Consider the following 17669-nt stretch of genomic DNA (forward strand, 5'->3'; position numbering starts at 1 on the left):
TCACAATCATGTCAGGAGAGTGAAGATGAGACCATCTTGTTATGTCGTGTCGGCCCTGTGCGCTGTTGCGCTGGCCTCCCCCTTGGCCGCACGTGAAACCGTGCACAACCTGACCGGGTTTTCGAAAATCGTCGCATCCGATCATGTGAAGGTCGAGGTGTTTTCCGGATCCGACTTCAGCGTTGTGTCGGATGTGTCCGGCACCGCGCGCGCGCAACGGCTGGTTGTCGAGCAGGACGGTGATACGCTGGTGATATCTCGCAAGGGGCGGTCGTCGATGATCCTGATGGGGATGGCTGACTACTACACCGTGACCGTGCATCTGCCCGCATTGACTGCCATCACTGCGAACCGCGGCGTGTATGTCGAAGCGTCAGGTACATTTCCCGACATGTTTCAGGCAAAGACCAGCAGCGGCGCCGAGGTAGATGTGGACGGGTTGGAGGCGGCAAATGTGATCCTTGCGGCCAGTTCCGGGTCGGACCTGGATGTGCGCGGGACCTGCGGATCGCTTCTCGTCGAGGCGTCCAGCGGATCGGAGATCGACGCCGAAGATTTCGAGTGTAAGGACGTTGAGGCAAAAGCCTCGAGTGGTGCCGACATCGAGGTTTATGCAACAGGGGCATTGCTGGCGCGGGCCTCGAGCGGGGGTGACATTGATGTCGGCGGTGCACCTGTGGACACGAAGATCAACGAAAGCTCGGGCGGCGATGTGAGTCTGCCGGGCTCCTGAAACCAGTCAGATTGAGCGCGGAGCGGCTGTTTTTCCGCTGCTTGCGTCAACCTGTCGGATCCAGTGATCGGTTTTGGTCAGAATGCCGCATTTCATCCGCTGGTGGGGTTCATACTTCAGGTGAAACCTGAACGGAGACTCCATTTCATGACCACGACCACACATGTTCCGCCGCAAACGTCCTTTTTGCGCGGCGGGATGCAGGCGGCTGCCGATGCTGCCCGGACCATCACACCGGCGTTGATCGGGGTGGAGGCGCGCGTTCTTTATGCCGTCCTCGTGCTTGTGACGTTGTGGGGCCTTGCGATCGCCACATGGGGCTATCCCGCGTTGATCATCGTGGCGGTTGGTCTTGTGCCCGTGATGTTCGGCGTGCTGCTTTTGATCACGGTGGGCAAATAGCGGTCAGCCCCGACCGCGATCCGAGAACCGGGGCAGCATCGCGCTGAAATCCTTGCCTTTTCCGCCCTCGTCTTCGACGAACTGTCGGTAAAGCTCTAGCGCGCGCTGGCCCATTGGCGTATCGGCGTCCACCGCCTCAGCAGCCTGTTGGCTGAGGCCCAGATCCTTGAGCATCAATTCCGCCGCAAAGCCCGGTTGGTAGTCGTTGTCGGCGGGGCTGTGCGGGCCGATGCCGGGGGCAGGGCAGTAGGCGTTCATGGTCCATGAATACCCCGAGGATGTGCTGACCACGTCGAACATCTTTTGCCGGTCAAGGCCGAGTTTGTCGGCCAGCGCGAACGCCTCGCATGTGGCGATCATGGTGGCGCCGAGGATCATGTTGTTGCAGATCTTGGCCGCCTGACCGGCGCCTGCGTCGCCGCAATGCACGGCCTTTTGGCCCATGATGTCGAAAAGCGGTTTGGCGGCGTCGAAGGCCGCGTCTGTGCCGCCTGCCATGAAGGTGAGCGTGCCGCCTGCTGCGCCGCCGATCCCGCCCGAGACGGGGGCGTCAACGCAGCCCAAACCGGCCGCATCAGCCTGTGCAGCCACCGCGCGGGCGCTTTCGACATCGACGGTGGAGCAGTCGATGAGCGTGGCGCCCGGCTTCATTGCCGGGATCACGTCATTTGCCACCGTGCGCAGGATGTCGCCGTTGGGCAGCATGGTGATCACGATGTCCATGCCCTTGGTCGCTTCGCCCACACTCTCAGCTGTTACGACACCTTCTGCCGTAGTACCCGCGACGTCAAAGCCAGTCACGTCATGCCCGGCCTTGGCGAGGTTGGCCGCCATGGGCGCGCCCATGTTGCCGAGCCCGATAAATCCGATTTTCATGCCTGTTCCTCCCAGCTTGAGGGCCATTTTTCCCAAGGGCATCAGCATCTTGCTCACCGCCATGGGTGGGACCGCGCCGTCAGCATATTGCCATTTGGGCGCGCGGTCTTTGTCGATGATGGCGGCCCGGATCCCTTCGAGGAAGTCGCCATGTTCCATCGCCCGCGCGGTAAAGCGGTATTCGAGGTCGAGCGCCTTTTCCAGTGTGAGGGACGGGCCACGCAGGCGATTCAGCACCTCTATCGTGCAGGCCATTGACAGGGGGCTGTTGCGCCCCATGCGTTTGAGCGTGTCGCGGGCGAAATCGCTGTCTTCGCCTTTGAGCGTGGTCAGGACGTCGCCGAGGGACACGCCGTGGAAGTGTCTGTTGATGTCTGCCATCGCCTCTTGCAGCGGGCCGGGGTCAGGGATGGTGGCCGCCTCGACAAGACAGTCGGTGTCGCCTGTCATCTCCAGCGTGCTGATGAGGTCCGCCCACTGCGCTTCTGGGATATAGTGGTCGGCGAACCCAGCAAAGATGGCGTCCGAGGCGTTCATGCGCGCTGCTGTCGTGCCCAGATATTCGCCCAACCGTCCGGGCGCGAGGGCCAGCATGAGCGAGCCGCCCACATCCGGGATCAGGCCGATGCCGCATTCGGGCATGGCGATCTGGCTGCTGTCCCCGACGATCCGGTGCGATCCGTGGCAGCCGATGCCGACACCGCCGCCCATGGTGAAGCCCTGCAGGAAGCTGACGACGGGTTTGGGATAGTGGAAAATCTTGTGGTTCAAGCGGTATTCGTCGGCCCAGAATTTCTGGCCATAGGCGTAGTCGCCCTTGGTGCCCGTGGCGTAGAGTTCCGCGATGTCGCCGCCGGAACAAAAGGCGCGGTCTCCTTCGGCGTCGAGGACGACAAGTTGGACGGCGGCATCTGTCGCCCACTTATCCAGCGCGTCTTCGATGGCCAAACACATTTCGTAGGTCATGGCATTGAGCGCTTCGGGGCGTTGCAGCGTAATGCGGCCCGCTTTGCCGGTGACGCTGATAGAAATGTCAGTCATGGCAAGGCCGCTGTGCAGATGATTTCAATGTCGTAGCCGTCGCCACCAATCTGTACCTCGCCGCACGACCGGGCAGGCGCCGCGCCTGGGGGCATCCATGCGTCCCAAACCGTGTTGACGGCATCGTAGTCGACGATAGAGACCAACCAGATGGTGACTGTCAGCAGCCACGTCTTGTCACTTCCGACCGCCGCTAGATGATGATCGACTTTTGCCAGTGCCTCTCGGGTTTGGACATCTATCGGTGCATGGGCGGTGCCGCACTGGCCGGCGAGGTAAACGGTTTGCGCATGCACAACCGCTTGGCTCATCCGAAGGTCCGTGTCGAAGCGCTTGATGTCAGTCATCGGTTCTTCAGCATGTCGCGCGCCACGATTACGCGCATGATCTCGTTCGTGCCTTCGAGGATCTGGTGCACGCGTAGGTCGCGGACCAGTTTTTCGATGCCGTAATCGGCGAGGTAGCCGTAGCCGCCGTGCAGTTGCAGGCATTGATCGACAACGCGCGACCCGGCCTCGGTTACGAATTTCTTGGCCATGGCGCAGAACTTGGTTGCGTCGGGTTGCTGTGTGTCCAGTTTCCATGCGGCCTGGCGCAGAAAGGTCCGGGCGGCTTGCAGCTCGATCTCCATATCCGCAAGGCGGAATTGCAGGCCCTGGAACTGGTCGATGGGCTGGCCGAAGGCTTTGCGCTCGCCCATATACAGCAATGTGCTGTTCAAGGCGGTCTGGGCCGCGCCCAAGGAGCAGGCGGCGATGTTCAATCGTCCGCCATCAAGGCCCATCATCGCATATTTGAAACCATGGCCCTCTTCACCCACCAAATTGCCGCTGGAAATGTTGCAATTGTCGAATTGGACTTGGGCGGTGGGTTGGCTTTTCCAGCCCATTTTGTCCTCCAGTCCGCCAAACGACAGCCCTTCGGTGCCGTCTTCGACATAGACGGTGGAGACGCCCTTGGGCCCATCCTCGCCCGTGCGCACCATACATACATACGCATCGGAATAGCCGCCGCCGGAGATGAACGCCTTGGTCCCGTTCAGCACATAGCCTTCGTTCGTGCGGTCCGCACGGGTGCGCAGGGCGGCGGCGTCGGAGCCGGAACCAGGTTCGGTCAGGCAATAGCTGAGGACGGTGTTCATACTCAAAACGTCCGGCATCACGCGCGCCTTCAGGGCGTCATCGGCAAAGCTGTCGAGCATCTTGGCGCACATGTTGTGGATCGACAGGAAGGCGGCGACGGAGGGGCAGGCCATCGACAGCGCCTCGAACACCAGTGTCGCGTCAAGGCGCGACAGGCCCGCGCCGCCCGCATCTTCGGAGACGTAAAGAGAAGCAAAGCCCAACTCGCCCACTTTGGGCCACAGATCCTTGGGGATGGTGCCCGCCGCTTCCCAGTCGCGTGCGTGGGGCGCGATTTCCGATTGGCCAAACGCATGGGCCATGTCGAAGATAGCCGTCTGTTCCTCGGTCAGTGCGAAATCCATGGTCCCTCCCGTCACGCCATGCCTTGAATTGAACGCACGTTAAATTCCGATGTTTGCAGGACTATTGCAAGGCCCGTCGGCCGGATGTCGGCATCAGCAATGTGTCCACCGTTTCCTTGGTCTCGCCCAGGAGCGTCAGGGCTTCTGTCTCGGAGTCCTGAACAATGGGGACAACGGCATGCACGTCATTCCACGACTTGAAGAAGAGCGATGCCAATTCCTGACTGATCGGCGTGGGCGCGATGTAGACGACAAGCGATTGTGTGCCCGACCCGGCAAAGCGCCCGGCCTTTTCGGCCTGCATCTGCATGAAGCGGACGTAATCCTTTTCGTATCCCGTGATCGCACTGAAATCGACGAGCTGTTTTTGACCCGGCGCATAGTGCGGATGGCTGACATAGGCGCGTGTGGCGCGCATGGTGTCATCAATGGCCGCGTGGCCTGTATACCGAACCACGACAAGGCCGCGGTCCGGCAGAATACGAAAGCGTACTGGCATTTTACTCCATGACGGGGATCGAGAATTCTCCGCCTTCCTTGATACCTGACGGCCAACGTGCCGTCACTGTCTTGGTGCGCGTATAGAACTTAAATGCGTCAGGACCATGTTGATTCAGGTCCCCGAACACGGATTTTTTCCAGCCGCCGAAGGTATGGTAGGCCAATGGCACCGGAATGGGAACGTTGATCCCCACCATCCCGATGTTGATCCGATTGGCAAAGTCGCGGGCTGTGTCGCCGTCGCGGGTGAAGATGGCGGTGCCGTTGCCGTATTCGTGGTCCATGGCAAGGCCGATGGCCTCTTCGTAGGTTTGGGCGCGCACGGTGGTCAGGACGGGGCCAAAGATTTCCTGCTTGTAGATATCCATGTCGGGCGTGGCGCGGTCAAACAGGTGCGGTCCGACAAAGTAACCGTCTTCGTAGCCTTGCAGCTTGAAATCGCGCCCGTCGACGACCAGTTCAGCGCCTTGGTCGATCCCGGTTTGCACCAGGCGTTCGATGTTGGCCTTGGCCGCACCAGTCACAACGGGGCCGTAGTCCACGTCATTGCCAGCCGTATAGGGGCCGACCTTCAGCTTTTCGATGCGCGGCACCAGCTTTTCGATTAGGCGGTCGGCGGTTTCATCGCCCACGGGCACGGCGACCGAGATGGCCATGCAGCGTTCGCCTGCCGCGCCGTAGCCTGCGCCGACCAGCGCGTCCGCAGCCTGGTCCATGTCAGCATCGGGCATGACGATCATGTGGTTCTTGGCCCCGCCAAAGCACTGCACCCGTTTGCCGTTCGCGCAGCCGGTGGCATAGATGTATTCCGCGATGGGGGTGGAGCCGACGAAGCCAATGGATTGCACGGTGTCATTGTGCAGAAGGGCGTCTACGGCTTCCTTGTCGCCGTTCACCACCTGCAGGATGCCCTTCGGCAGCCCTGCTTCCTCCATCAGTTCCGCCAGCATCAGGGGCACCGACGGGTCGCGTTCGGACGGTTTGAGGATGAAGGCGTTGCCGCAGGCGATGGCGGGCGCGAACATCCACATCGGGATCATGGCCGGGAAGTTGAACGGGGTGATGCCCGCCGTGACGCCCAAGGGCTGGCGCATGGAGTACATGTCGATGCCGGGGCCCGCGCTGTCGGTGTATTCGCCTTTCAGCAGGTGTGGCGCGCCGATGCAGTATTCGACCACCTCAAGCCCGCGCTGCACGTCGCCGGCGGCATCGGGCAGCGTCTTGCCATGTTCGCGGCTGAGCGCCTCGGCCAGCTTATCCATGTCGCGGTTCAAAAGGGTCACGAATTTCATGAGGACGCGCGCCCGGCGCTGCGGGTTGGTGGCGGCCCATGCGGGTTGGGCGGCGGCTGCAATCTCGACCGCCTTGGCCACTTCATCGGTGGAGGCGAGCGGGACGCGCGCCTGCACCTCGCCCGTGGCGGGGTTCATGACGTCAGCGAAACGGCCTGACGTACCGCTGACATGGGCGCCGTCGATATAGTGGGAAAGCTCTTGCATGGGATCCTCCTGATCGCTGTTGGGCGCAGGATAGTCTTGCAAAATAGCGTGTAAAAGGGGCAGTTAGGCAAAACCGCTCTGCATTTTTGCATGATATGGGGGTGCGATGCTGCCGCATTGGGACGATTTGCGCCTGTTTTTGGCCGTGGCTCGGGCCGAGACACTGTCGACAGCGGCCAAGACCGTACGGAAGGATGCTGCGACCCTGGGTCGGCGGGTGGCGCGGCTCGAACGGGATCTGGATGTCGTTCTGTTCCGAAAGTCGCCGCAAGGCTATGCGCTGACCGAGGCCGGGCTGCGATTGCGCGACCAGGCCGAGGCGGCAGAGGCTGCGATGCGCGCCGCGACCGAAGGTATCGGCGGGGCGGGGCGGCCCGAAGCTGATGCGGGTCTGACTGGGCAGGTGCGCATCGGTGCGCCCGATGGGTGCGCGAACTACGTGCTGCCGCAGGTCTGCGCCGCGCTTGGTCGCGACCATCCGGGCCTTGATGTCCAGATCGTGGCCTTGCCGCGTGTGTTCAACCTCTCTCGGCGCGAGGCGGATCTGGCCATCGGGGTGAGCGCACCGACCGCCGGGCAATTGACGGTCCAGCGCATGACGGACTACCGGCTGCATTTTGCGGCGAGCGAAACCTATCTTGAACAATCTGCCCCTTTGACCACGCTGGAGGACCTGCAACGGCATAGGGTGGTGGGGTACATTCCCGACATGATCTTTGACCGCGAACTGGATTACCTTGCCGATGCGGGCGTGGCGCGTGTGGCGCTGGCGTCGAACTCGGTTGCGGTGCAGTTGAACCTGCTGCGGCAGGGGGGCGGTGTTGGCGTTGTCCACGACTTTGCCTTGCCATTTGCGCCCGGTTTGCGCCGCGTGTTGCGCAATGACCTGTCGCTGTCACGAAGCTTTTATCTGATCCGTCACCAGTCAGATACGCGGGATGCGCGGTTGAACCGGTTCGCGGAATTGCTTGTGAAGGCCGTACGGGCTGAAGTGGCGCGGCTTGAGGATCAGATTTAAATATAAACAATGCTTTGCAGTGTACAGCTGATGTTATTTTGCGGCGTTGGCGACCTTTAGGTGTGGCCAATTTTCAACTGGCGGTAGATTGCCGCACGACCTGCATACTCTTGACATAAGGCCCATCGGCGGCGGACGCTGTGATACATTCCATCTTTGAGAGGCCCACACCCATGCTTGTGCACCAGATCCTCAAGTCAAAATCAGACGACGCTGTTGTCACCGTCAAGCCGGGCACAAAGGTGTCCGACGCGGCCAAGATTCTGGCAGAACGCAAGATCGGGACGGTCGTGGTGTCGGGCGATGGGCAGACCGCCGATGGCATTCTGTCAGAGCGCGACATCGTCCGCGTTCTGGCACAAAAGGGTGGGGCGGTGCTTTCGGAACCGGTTGATGCATATATGACCACGCAACTGGTGACATGCGGGCGTCAGGACGATGCCGACGCCATTCTGTCCACGATGACGGAGAGGCGGTTTCGCCACATGCCGGTGGTTGAGGACGGGCAGCTTGTCGGGCTGATCACCATCGGCGACGTGGTCAAGGCGCGGCTGACCGAGCTGGCGATGGAGAAGGATGCCCTGCAAGGCATGATCATGGGGCACTGACCAGACGCTTGCGTTCTGCCCGCTTGCAATCGCGGGCGTGAAATGCTGCATTGCGGCCACGACGACTGACGGAGCCGCCCCATGCGCATCGGCCTATACCCTGGCACCTTTGATCCCATCACGCTGGGGCATATCGACATCATAAGGCGCGCGAGCCCGATGGTGGATCGACTGGTCATTGGCGTGGCCATCAACCGTGACAAGGGGCCTTTGTTCTCACTTGAGGAACGTGTCGCCATGATCGAAGCGGAATGCGCCAAGCTGAGCGGGCAGACCGGAACAGAGATCGTCGTACACCCCTTTGAAAACCTGCTGATCGACTGCGCTCGCGACGTGGGTGCGCAGATCATTTTTCGGGGTCTGCGGGCCGTCGCCGACTTCGAATACGAATTCCAGATGGTCGGCATGAACCGCCGGCTTGATGACAGTATCGAAACCGTGTTCCTGATGGCTGAGGCCGAGCACCAGGCGATTGCATCGAAGCTGGTGAAGGAGATCGCGCGGCTGGGCGGTGACGTCAGCGAGTTCGTGACACCGCTGGTGAATGACGCGCTGAAAGAACGATTTGTCTAGGGCAAAACGCTAGAACAATGGCTGGTATCGCCAGTTGTCAGCATCGGGCGTGACCTCGTCCAGATCGTAATCCGCGCCCTGTAGGCGTTTGGCGATCTCAAGCCCGTCCTTGGCCGCCTGATCCACGAACTTGCGGCCCAGCTCTTCGTCCTGGCCGATACCGTGTCCACGCATCAGGTTCAGACCATGGTTGAAGCGGCCCACAGGATCACCGGCCTCGGCCGCGCGGCGGTCCCATTCGGCAGAGGCGTCTGGGTTGTATTCCCCGCCCAGGCCGTTGTTCTCCAGTTGGCTCATCTAGGTCATCGCCTTGGTGTAGCCGGCCTCCGCGCAGCGGCGGGTCAGCTTTCGCGACAGTTCGGGATTGTCGTTTTTGGTGACGTTAATGCCGAGCGAGCAGGTGACGGAGTCGATCACCCCCATTTCAATCTTGCGGGTTAGCATTTCGCGCCCCGTGTCCTGCGGGTTCAGAATGCCCAGTTCATCTTCTACCGTAACCGGCAGGTCTTCTGCCAGCGCCGCGCTTGCCAGCGCGATGATGGACAGTGTCAGGGTCAGTCTTTGCACGTTTGTCGCCTCCGCCTGTGCCAAACATAACGGTTCCGGCGACGCGCGTCACTTTTACAAAGGTCGTAGAAGGCTATTGGAGCAGTGGAAATGATAAAGGGCGCCCGACCGGACGCCCTTTCGACGTGTAAAACAGCCGAGATGTCAGGTTCTTAGAGATACTTGCCCATCTCGACCGCTGTGTCGGCCATCCTGTTCGAAAAGCCCCATTCGTTGTCATACCAGGACAGGATGCGCACCATGTTGCCGTCCATCACCTTGGTCTGATCGGTCGCAAAGATCGACGAATGCGGGTCGTGGTTGAAGTCCATGGACACCAGTTTGGCGTCCGTCACGCCCAGCACGCCCTTGAGCGGGCCAGCCGCAGCGGCCTCGGTCATTGCGGCGTTGATCTGATCGGCCGTCACCTCGCCGTTCACCTCGACGGTCAGGTCGACGCAGGACACGTTCGGCGTGGGCACCCGGATCGCCACACCGTCAAGCTTGCCGTTGAGGTCGGGCATCACCAGACCCACGGCCTTGGCTGCACCGGTGGAGGTGGGGATCATGCTCATCGCCGCCGCGCGGGCGCGATAAAGATCCTTGTGCATCGTATCCAGTGTCGGCTGGTCGCCGGTATAGCTGTGCACGGTCGTCATGAACCCGCGCTTGATCCCGAACTGGTCGTGCAGGACCTTGGCCACCGGCGTCAGGCAGTTGGTGGTACAGGAGGCGTTGGAGACGATGACATCATCGCCGGTCAGCGCGTCGTGGTTCACGCCATAAACGATCGTCTTGTCCGCATCCTTGCCGGGGGCGGAGATCAGAACGCGGCTCGATCCGTTTTCAAGATGCGCCTGGCACGCCTCTTTCGAGGTGAAGATGCCGGTGCATTCCATCACGATGTCCACATGGCCCCAGGGCAAGTCCGCTGGGTTCCGCTCGGCCGTGACCTTGATGGGACCTTGGCCCACGTCGATGCTGTCGCCTGCGACCGTCACCTTGGCTGGGAAACGGCCATGCACGCTGTCATATTGCAGCAGGTGGGCGTTCGTCTCGACGGGGCCGAGGTCGTTGATCGCGACCACCTCGATATCTGTCCGACCGCTTTCCACGATCGCGCGCAGCACGTTGCGCCCGATGCGCCCGAAGCCGTTGATTGCTACTTTGATGGCCATGGTGTCCCCCATGTCTGGTGTCAGAATACTGTCTGAACGCGGCCCCGCGTGACGGGGTTGCGCCGTTACCGCTAACAAATGCAAAGCAGCGCTGTTGTCAACCGGGAATGCCGGTCACGAGTGCGTGGCATGTCGGCCAGGGATCAGCGCCAGAAGGCGATCCATTCCAGCAATTCGGCGAATTTCTTGCCGAGGAAAATAAGGTGTTCGGTGCCATAAAGCATGACATCTGCCGCGATGGCGCCAAGGATCAGCAGGGCAAGAACAAGGGCGATGCTGTTGGTCATTCGGGCGTCACATAAGAAACGGGCAGGGCCGTTGTGACAGCCCCGCCCGACGCTTGCAAGTTTTGGCGTGGGTCAGTTCAGGCGGCCCATGGCGACGGCCACGTCGGCCATGCGGACCGAGAACGCCCATTCATTGTCGTACCAGGCCAGCACACGCACCAGCCTATTGCCCACCACTTTTGTCTGGTCGGGGGCAAAGATCGACGAATGTTCGGTGTGGTTGAAGTCAATGCTGACCTTCTGTTCGTCATCATAGGCCAGCACGCGGCCCATTGGTCCTGCGGCGGCTTCGGCTACGGCGGCGTTCACCTCTTCGGCGGTCACGTCGCGGGTGGCTTCGAAGGTCAGGTCAACGGCGCTCACGTTGGGGGTGGGCACGCGCATCGCGGTGCCGTCCAGTTTTCCTGCGAGGTTCGGCAGCACCTCACCCAGCGCCTTGGCCGCCCCGGTCGAGGTCGGGATCATCGCCATGGCCGCAGAGCGCGCGCGATAAAGGTCTTTATGGCGGCGGTCCAGCGTCGGCTGGTCGCCCGTGTAGCTGTGGATCGTGGTCATCACGCCGCGTTCGATGCCGACGGCGCGGTCTAGCACCTTCGCCAGTGGTGCAAGGCAGTTCGTCGTGCACGATCCGTTCGAGATCATGCGGTCATTGGCGGCCAGCTTTTCGTCGTTCACACCAAAGACGACTGTCTTGTCCACGTTCTTGCCGGGGGCCGACAACAGCACCTTCTTGGCGCCACGGTCAAAGTGGACCTTCGCCTTTTCACCGTCGTTGAACTTGCCGGTGCACTCCAGCACCACGTCAACGCCGGTCCAGTCCAGTTCGTTCATGTTGTAGGTCGACATCATGCGGATCGGCCCGCGACCCAGGTCCATGGTATCATTGGTGAGCTTCACCTCGTTCGGGAAGCGGCCGTGAATGCTGTCATATTTGATCAGGTGCGCCGCTGTCTCAAGCGGGCCGGTGGCGTTCACTGCGACGACGTCGATGTCGTTGCGGAGCGATGTAGCAATGTGGCTGAGCGTGCAACGCCCGATGCGTCCAAACCCGTTAATTCCGACTTTGATGGTCATGGTCCCGGTTGTCCTTCCGCTGGGGCAGTTAAACTGTTGCCAGCTAGATAGCCGCCGCACTGCAGCGTGAGAAGGGGGAAATCATCAGAAAATCAGAGTGTTAGCGATAAACGTGTTCCATCGTATGCAGTTCGCGCTAACAGTATGCGGAACGAACGGGCTGTGTTATGCGCTAACGTAACGACAGGATGAAGGAACGGGCGGAATGAGCGGACTTCTGGCGCTTTTGGATGACGTGGCGGGAATCGCCAAAGTGGCGGCCGCATCGGTCGATGACGTGATCGGGCAGGCGGCCAAAGCCGGGTCCAAAGCCGCGGGGGCCGTGATCGACGACGCCGCTGTGACGCCAAAATATGTCGCCGGGTTCTCGGCAGACCGCGAACTGCCGATCATCTGGCGGATCACCAAGGGGTCGCTCAAGAACAAGCTGGTGTTCCTGTTGCCCATCGGCCTCTTGCTGGCGAATTTCGCGCCGTGGGCCATTCCGCCGCTCCTGATGCTGGGCGGCGCGTATCTGTGTTTCGAAGGGGCCGAAAAGGTGGCCCATGCCCTAGGGTGGGGACACGGGCACGAGGACTATGACGGCAAGGACAAAGAGGTAGAGGACCCCGCGCATCTGGAAGAGCAAAAAGCCCGAGGCGCGATCAAAACCGACTTTATCCTGTCCGCTGAAATCATGACCATCTCGCTGGCGGCCATCCCCGAAAGCAATTTCTGGATGGAGGCGGCGACGCTGGCGGCGGTTGCCGTCATGATCACGGTTGCCGTCTATGGGTCCGTCGCCCTGATCGTAAAGGCGGACGATGTGGGCCTGGCGCTTGCGGATCGTGGTCGGCTGGGTCTGACCCGCGCGCTGGGACGCGGCATCGTCAAGGTCATGCCGGGCTTCATGAAGCTGCTGACCATCGTGGGCACGGCGGCCATGCTTTGGGTCGGCGGGTCGATCATTGTCCATGGTCTGGCCGAATTGGGCTGGCACACACCCGAAGAGGCGATCTATGCCCTTGGCAAGTCCGTAGGCGCGCTATTCGAGGGCGCGGCAGGTTTTGCATCATGGTTGACCAAGGCAGCTGTTGACGGCGTGTTGGGGCTGGCGATCGGCTTTGCCCTTATCCCTGTCGGTGAAAAAATGATCACGCCCGTATGGCGGGCGGTCTCATCGAATGTGTCACGGACCTGAGCAAAAACGGGCCGAGTGTAAGCGCGCAAAGTTCGCCCGGCTAGTCGGCTTGTGCTTTTGACACGCTTGTCTTGCTCTGGGACGCGTCCGGGGAAATCGTGTCTGGGTCGTCACAGAGAGAATGGCGTGCCTCCACCTTGGATCTCCTTGCAACCACGAATGCTAGGACGCACACCGTGGTCGCGCCGCCAATGGAATAAATGAGCAAGGCAATCCAGGGGCCACTGCCCCACAGCAAGGCCACGACCGCAGCAACAGCGGCCAAAACAGTGGATAAGATCACTATGCCAAGCACATATGGCCCCAAATAGATCACTGAACCCGCACGAGTTCAGTGACGCTTCGCCAGAAAGACACTGGTTAAAGGGGCAGGTATGTCAAACGTCCATACACTTCCTGTCCTTCAACTAGATAAGCGCCTTCGCCCTTTCTATAACAGCCTCAGCCGTGATGCCGAACTTTTCGAACAATACATTTGCCGGAGCGGATGCGCCGAAGTCGTCCATGCCGACGAAATCAGCTTTGCTTGCTTTGCCACGCTCGCCCAGCAGCCAGCGGTCCCAGCCCTGGCGCATGGCGGCCTCGATCCCGATGCGGGCGGCACCCGCCGGCAAAATCTTGCGGCGATAGCTTTCGTCCTGCTCTGCGAACAGCTCCATGCAGGGCATGGAGACGACGCGCGTTCCGATCCCGGCCTCTTGCAACGTGTCGCGTGCTTCCAGAGCAACGGACACTTCCGAACCTGAGGCGATCAGGATCACCTGCCGCTTACCCTCGGCCTCGGCCAGCACATAGGCGCCCTGGGCTGTCATGTTCTTCAACTTGTGGTCTGTCCGGACCGTGGGCAGGCCCTGGCGGGTCAGCGACAGCACCGATGGAGTCTGGGTCGACGACAGCGCCAGTTCCCAGCTTTCCGCCGTTTCCACGGCATCTGCCGGGCGGAACACGTAAGTGTTGGGTGTGGCCCGGCTGATCGCCAGATGCTCGACCGGCTGGTGGGTTGGGCCGTCTTCGCCCAGGCCGATGCTGTCATGGGTCATCACGAACACAGTCGGGATCTTCATCAACGCGGCCAGACGCATGGCAGGGCGGGCATAGTCGGTGAAGCACATGAACGTGCCACCATACGGGCGAAGACCGCCATGCAGCGCCATCCCGTTCATGGCCGCCGCCATTCCATGCTCGCGGATGCCCCAGTAGATGTAGCGCCCACCACGATTGTTAGTGTCAAACACGCCCAGATCGGTTGTCTTGGTGTTGTTGGACCCGGTGAGGTCCGCCGATCCGCCCACGGTTTCGGGCATGATCGGATTGATGATTTCCAGCGTCTTTTCCGATGCCGCGCGTGTCGCCAGTTTGGGCGCGCTTTCGGACATCTGCTTCTTGAACGCCTTGACGGTCGCCGACAGCTTCTTGGGCACCTCTCGGGCGAGGGTCCGGTTGAACAGCGCCTGCTTGTTGCCCGAGATCGACGCGAACCGCTCTTCCCACGCTTTGCGATCGCCTGCGCCACGGGCGCCGATGGCCTCCCACGCGGCCTTGATGTCCGCTGGCACATCGAACGGACCGGTGGTCCAGCCATAGCCAGCCTTGGCTTCGGCCATCTGGTCCGCGTCGGTCAGCGCGCCGTGGCCCTTGGATGTATCCTGCGCCGCGTGACCCAGAGCGATGTGCGTCTTGCAAGCAATCATCGTGGGCTTGCCCTGGCTCTTCGCCTTGGTGATGGCGGCATCAATGGCGTCGGGGTCATGGCCGTCAATCTCGATCACGGCCCAGCCTGCGGATTTGAAGCGCTGCGGCTGGTCGGTGGCGTCGGCAAGGGTGACGGGGCCGTCGATGGTGATGTCGTTGTTGTCCCAGAACACGATCAGCTTTGACAGCTGATGGCGCCCGGCCAGCGTGATCGCCTCCTGGCTGACACCTTCCATAAGGCAGCCGTCACCGGCGATGACATACGTGTGGTGGTCGACGATCTTCTTGCCGTATTGCGCGCGCAGTATTTCCTCGGCCATGGCAAAACCCACGGCGTTTGAAATGCCCTGACCCAACGGGCCGGTTGTGGTCTCGATCCCCTTGGCATGGCCATATTCGGGGTGGCCCGCTGTGATCGAGCCCCATTGGCGGAAGTTCTTGACCTGCTCCAGCGTCATGTCCTCGTACCCCGTCAGATGTAGCAGGGAGTAGAGCAGCATGGAGCCGTGACCAGCCGACAGGATGAACCGGTCGCGGTCTGGCCAGTCGGGGGCCTTGGCGTCAAATTTCAGGTGCTTCTCAAACAGAACCGTTGCCACGTCTGCCATCCCCATGGGCATGCCGGAGTGGCCGGACTTGGCGGCGGCGACGGCGTCAAGCGTCAGGGCGCGGATGGCAGTGGCCTTGGACCAGTGGTCGGGATGGGCGGTGCGAAGGGCAGTGAGGTCCAGGGGCATGATCGTCCTTTGGAATATGGGTTTGGGGCTGCATATCAGGCAAAGGCCAAAGATCAAGGTGATCCGGACCGGCAAAAAGGCGCGCATTTGGTTCGGCGGTGATGCGCGACTTCAATGCCGCCCGCCAAGTGGTTGATCGCAAAGGGGGGCGCATTTCAGAACGGCTTTGGCTAGACTTGAATGTGACCAAACGGGAAATCGATTCGATCCTCCCGATTTGTGGATGGGAAAGCGCTGGCGCGCCAAAAGAAAAAGGGGACAGGCACCGCACATGAGTGACATTGACGGATTGCAACAGCGGCTCACCGCTGCGATGGACCGGATCGCGACGGGTCTTGGCGGTTTGGATGTGGCCGGGGCCACCGACACGGCGGCGCTTCAGGCGGCCCTTGATGATGAAAAGGTCGCCAACGCCCAGTTGACGGAACGGGTGCGTCGGTTGTCCGAACGGCAGGAGAGCGCCAAAGCAGAGGCGAATGCAGCCGCTGACGCCGCCCGCGCCCGGGTCGAAGAGCTGGACCTTGAGCTGCAACGCCTGCGCAAGGCCAATGACCAGTTGCGCATATCCAACGCCGCGCTGCGCACCGCGAACGAGGAAGGGGTGGGCGAGCCGCACCTGATCAACAAGTCCATGATGGCCGAGCTTGAGGGCCTGCGCGCTGCCCGCGCTGCAGATGTGGCCGAGGCGAGCAGCATCATTGCCGCGCTCACGCCCCTGCTCGATCAGCTTGAAGCCCCGGAAGAGGAGGACGCCGATGCCTGAGGTGACCATTTCCATCGGCGGCCGCCCGTTTCAGGTGGCCTGTCAGGAAGGCGAGGAAAGCTATCTGCAGGCTGCCGCCAAGATGCTCGATGACGAGGCGCAGGTCCTCGCCGATCAGGCGGGCCGTATGCCCGAAGCGCGGATGCTTCTGATGGCGGGGCTGATGCTGGCGGACAAGACAGCGAGTGTCGAGGACCGCGTGGCCGAGGTCGAGGCGACCCTGGCCGAGCGCGAGGCTGAACTGGAAGGGTTGCGCACTATGGGCGCGCCGGAGCCCGAACGGATCGAGGTGCCCGTGGTGCCCGAGGCCGTCACCGAAACGCTCGCGGAACTCGCCGCACGGGCAGAGGCACTTGCGGCGGAGGTCGAAGAAAAGACCGCACAAGGCCCGAACTAATCCGAACCAAACGCCACCAAGATGAAAGCCGCGCCCTTAAGGGACGCGGCTTGTTTCATTCTCTGCAAGGCGACAGCGGCCCTGCGCCCGGCGGGATCACCCGTTCGCTTCGCGAATCTTTTCGGCGGCATCCTTGTCGTAGGTCACGCCATTCTCGTCGAACAGCGTGTCCAACTCGCCCGACAGCGTCATCTCGGTGATGATGTCGCAGCCCCCCACAAACTCGCCCTTGACGTAAAGCTGCGGAATGGTGGGCCAGTCGGAAAACTCCTTGATGCCCTGCCGAAGTTCTTCGTCGGCCAGCACGTTCACATCGGCGAAATCGACACCCATGTAGTTGAGCACACCTGCCACCCGGCTGGAAAAGCCGCACTGGGGCATGGATTTGGTGCCTTTCATATACAGCACAACGTCGTTGCTCTTGTTGGTGTCGGAGATCCGGCTTGCAGCGTCGGTCATGTCATTTGCCTTTCTTATGGAAGGCGCGGTGGAACCGCGCGGCATAGGTTTCGTCTTCGGGCATCGCGTCCACATGGGTGCTGGCACGCCCGGCAAAGGTATTTGCGGACCCTCGGGTCCGAACGAGGGTCACGCGTTCCAACGCATCGTTGCGCCGGTTGACCTTGTCGATCACGGCCATGTCGGTGGCCTCCATGCCCAGCGGCACGTGGCTGGTCTGGCCCATATCCTCCCGATCCGGACGGCGCGCCGCAAGCGGACGCCGCGCCTTACGCGCAAATGCGCTCCGGATCAGGCCGAACAGTCCCATCAGGGCGCCTTGGTCGTCAGGGCCAGCGCATGCAACTCACCGTGGCTGCCATCCATCTTGCCCTTCAGCGCCTTGGTCACCGCCCGGTGCTGTTGCACCCGGTTCATCCCGGCAAAGGAGGCGTCGATCACCTCCGCCGAATAGTGGTTCCCGTCACCAGCCAGATCGGTGATTGTGATCTTGGCATCGGGAAAGGTCTCGCGGATCAGGTCTTCGATCTCGTGCGCTTGCATCGGCATGAATGGTGTCTCCGGCAGGTCTTGTCCCATGATGTAGGCCGCAGGCGGGGGGGGCGCAAGCATAAGCACG

General features: G+C 61.5%; 22 protein-coding genes and 1 pseudogene. 8 read left to right on the plus strand and 15 right to left on the minus strand.

Annotated elements, in window-relative coordinates; translation table 11 throughout:
• Positions 1 to 25: 25 nt before the first annotated feature.
• Both BWR18_RS05390 and BWR18_RS05395 read left to right on the plus strand, forming a co-directional pair.
• A complete protein-coding gene (locus tag BWR18_RS05390) occupies positions 26 to 733 on the plus strand; it encodes a head GIN domain-containing protein (RefSeq protein ID WP_076627048.1) in 708 nt (235 codons plus the stop codon).
• Positions 734 to 880: 147 nt separating this feature from the next.
• On the plus strand, positions 881 to 1135 hold the full coding sequence (locus BWR18_RS05395) for a hypothetical protein (protein WP_157598659.1): 255 nt from the start codon (positions 881 to 883) through the stop codon (positions 1133 to 1135).
• Positions 1136 to 1138: 3 nt separating this feature from the next.
• On the opposite strand, the gene mmsB is transcribed toward BWR18_RS05395, so the two are convergent.
• The 6 genes and pseudogenes from mmsB to BWR18_RS05420 form a co-directional block, all read right to left on the minus strand.
• Positions 1139 to 2011 carry a 3-hydroxyisobutyrate dehydrogenase gene (gene mmsB / locus BWR18_RS22340; RefSeq protein ID WP_368073648.1) on the minus strand — a complete coding sequence of 291 codons (873 nt, stop codon included), beginning with the start codon at positions 2009 to 2011 and terminating at the stop codon, positions 1139 to 1141.
• Positions 2012 to 2104: 93 nt separating this feature from the next.
• Positions 2105 to 3052, minus strand: a pseudogene (locus BWR18_RS22345) (enoyl-CoA hydratase/isomerase family protein); the annotation flags it as partial.
• On the minus strand, positions 3049 to 3399 hold the full coding sequence (locus tag BWR18_RS05405) for a RidA family protein (protein ID WP_076627051.1): 351 nt from the start codon (positions 3397 to 3399) through the stop codon (positions 3049 to 3051). The pseudogene BWR18_RS22345 and the gene BWR18_RS05405, both read right to left, overlap by 4 nt.
• Positions 3396 to 4538, minus strand: a complete 1143-nt coding sequence (locus BWR18_RS05410) for an acyl-CoA dehydrogenase family protein (protein WP_076627052.1) — start codon at positions 4536 to 4538, stop codon at positions 3396 to 3398. Before BWR18_RS05410 ends, BWR18_RS05405 begins: the two co-directional genes overlap by 4 nt.
• 61 nt (positions 4539 to 4599) lie before the next feature.
• Entirely contained in the window at positions 4600 to 5037 is a 438-nt protein-coding gene (locus BWR18_RS05415; RefSeq protein ID WP_076627053.1) for a hypothetical protein, read from the minus strand.
• A gap of 1 nt (position 5038) precedes the next feature.
• On the minus strand, positions 5039 to 6538 hold the full coding sequence (locus tag BWR18_RS05420; RefSeq protein WP_076630141.1) for a CoA-acylating methylmalonate-semialdehyde dehydrogenase: 1500 nt from the start codon (positions 6536 to 6538) through the stop codon (positions 5039 to 5041).
• A gap of 106 nt (positions 6539 to 6644) precedes the next feature.
• On the opposite strand from BWR18_RS05420, the gene BWR18_RS05425 reads away from it, so the two are divergent.
• The 3 genes from BWR18_RS05425 (at position 6645) to coaD (ending at position 8737) form a co-directional block, all read left to right on the plus strand.
• Positions 6645 to 7556, plus strand: coding sequence for a LysR family transcriptional regulator (locus BWR18_RS05425; protein ID WP_076627054.1), 912 nt, complete (start codon positions 6645 to 6647; stop codon positions 7554 to 7556).
• Between the two features lie 173 nt (positions 7557 to 7729).
• A complete protein-coding gene (locus tag BWR18_RS05430) occupies positions 7730 to 8164 on the plus strand; it encodes a CBS domain-containing protein (RefSeq protein ID WP_076627055.1) in 435 nt (144 codons plus the stop codon).
• Between the two features lie 81 nt (positions 8165 to 8245).
• Positions 8246 to 8737: a pantetheine-phosphate adenylyltransferase gene (gene coaD, locus BWR18_RS05435; protein ID WP_076627056.1), complete on the plus strand. Its 492-nt coding sequence runs from the start codon at positions 8246 to 8248 to the stop codon at positions 8735 to 8737.
• 9 nt (positions 8738 to 8746) lie between these two features.
• On the opposite strand, the gene BWR18_RS22020 is transcribed toward coaD, so the two are convergent.
• The 5 genes from BWR18_RS22020 to gap (BWR18_RS05450) form a co-directional block, all read right to left on the minus strand.
• Complete coding sequence (locus tag BWR18_RS22020; protein ID WP_254684935.1) at positions 8747 to 9034, minus strand: hypothetical protein; 288 nt, start codon at positions 9032 to 9034, stop codon at positions 8747 to 8749.
• Positions 9035 to 9328 carry a hypothetical protein gene (locus BWR18_RS22025; protein WP_254684936.1) on the minus strand — a complete coding sequence of 98 codons (294 nt, stop codon included), beginning with the start codon at positions 9326 to 9328 and terminating at the stop codon, positions 9035 to 9037. It abuts the gene before it with no gap.
• A 128-nt stretch (positions 9329 to 9456) separates the two neighbouring features.
• Positions 9457 to 10461 (minus strand): type I glyceraldehyde-3-phosphate dehydrogenase, encoded by a 1005-nt coding sequence (gap, locus tag BWR18_RS05445; RefSeq protein WP_076630142.1) that lies wholly within the window; start codon positions 10459 to 10461, stop codon positions 9457 to 9459.
• 143 nt (positions 10462 to 10604) lie between these two features.
• Positions 10605 to 10748 (minus strand): hypothetical protein, encoded by a 144-nt coding sequence (locus BWR18_RS21870; protein WP_172839358.1) that lies wholly within the window; start codon positions 10746 to 10748, stop codon positions 10605 to 10607.
• A gap of 72 nt (positions 10749 to 10820) precedes the next feature.
• On the minus strand, positions 10821 to 11822 hold the full coding sequence (gap, locus tag BWR18_RS05450; RefSeq protein WP_076627057.1) for a type I glyceraldehyde-3-phosphate dehydrogenase: 1002 nt from the start codon (positions 11820 to 11822) through the stop codon (positions 10821 to 10823).
• Between the two features lie 205 nt (positions 11823 to 12027).
• On the opposite strand from gap (BWR18_RS05450), the gene BWR18_RS05455 reads away from it, so the two are divergent.
• On the plus strand, positions 12028 to 13002 hold the full coding sequence (locus BWR18_RS05455; RefSeq protein ID WP_076627058.1) for a DUF808 domain-containing protein: 975 nt from the start codon (positions 12028 to 12030) through the stop codon (positions 13000 to 13002).
• A 407-nt stretch (positions 13003 to 13409) separates the two neighbouring features.
• On the opposite strand, the gene tkt is transcribed toward BWR18_RS05455, so the two are convergent.
• Positions 13410 to 15425, minus strand: coding sequence for a transketolase (gene tkt, locus BWR18_RS05465; protein ID WP_076630143.1), 2016 nt, complete (start codon positions 15423 to 15425; stop codon positions 13410 to 13412).
• Positions 15426 to 15702: 277 nt separating this feature from the next.
• Here tkt and BWR18_RS05470 point away from each other — a divergent pair, with 277 nt between their 5' ends.
• Together BWR18_RS05470 and BWR18_RS05475 are read left to right on the plus strand one after the other, a co-directional pair.
• On the plus strand, positions 15703 to 16194 hold the full coding sequence (locus BWR18_RS05470) for a hypothetical protein (protein WP_076627060.1): 492 nt from the start codon (positions 15703 to 15705) through the stop codon (positions 16192 to 16194).
• Positions 16187 to 16591, plus strand: a complete 405-nt coding sequence (locus tag BWR18_RS05475; RefSeq protein WP_076627061.1) for a cell division protein ZapA — start codon at positions 16187 to 16189, stop codon at positions 16589 to 16591. Before BWR18_RS05470 ends, BWR18_RS05475 begins: the two co-directional genes overlap by 8 nt.
• A gap of 96 nt (positions 16592 to 16687) precedes the next feature.
• Here the strand turns inward: BWR18_RS05475 and grxD are convergent, their stop codons facing one another.
• From grxD to BWR18_RS05490, 3 genes are read right to left on the minus strand one after another with little or no spacing between them, the layout of a single operon-like run.
• The gene (grxD, locus tag BWR18_RS05480) at positions 16688 to 17050 is read right to left on the minus strand and encodes a Grx4 family monothiol glutaredoxin (protein WP_076627062.1); all 363 of its coding nucleotides are present in this window, start codon (positions 17048 to 17050) and stop codon (positions 16688 to 16690) included.
• 1 nt (position 17051) lies between these two features.
• Positions 17052 to 17360: a hypothetical protein gene (locus BWR18_RS05485; RefSeq protein ID WP_076627063.1), complete on the minus strand. Its 309-nt coding sequence runs from the start codon at positions 17358 to 17360 to the stop codon at positions 17052 to 17054.
• Positions 17360 to 17599 carry a BolA/IbaG family iron-sulfur metabolism protein gene (locus BWR18_RS05490; RefSeq protein ID WP_076630144.1) on the minus strand — a complete coding sequence of 80 codons (240 nt, stop codon included), beginning with the start codon at positions 17597 to 17599 and terminating at the stop codon, positions 17360 to 17362. Before BWR18_RS05490 ends, BWR18_RS05485 begins: the two co-directional genes overlap by 1 nt.
• Positions 17600 to 17669 lie beyond the last annotated feature (70 nt).

The organism is Tateyamaria omphalii (assembly GCF_001969365.1).
Taxonomy (GTDB): Bacteria; Pseudomonadota; Alphaproteobacteria; order Rhodobacterales; family Rhodobacteraceae; genus Tateyamaria; species Tateyamaria omphalii_A.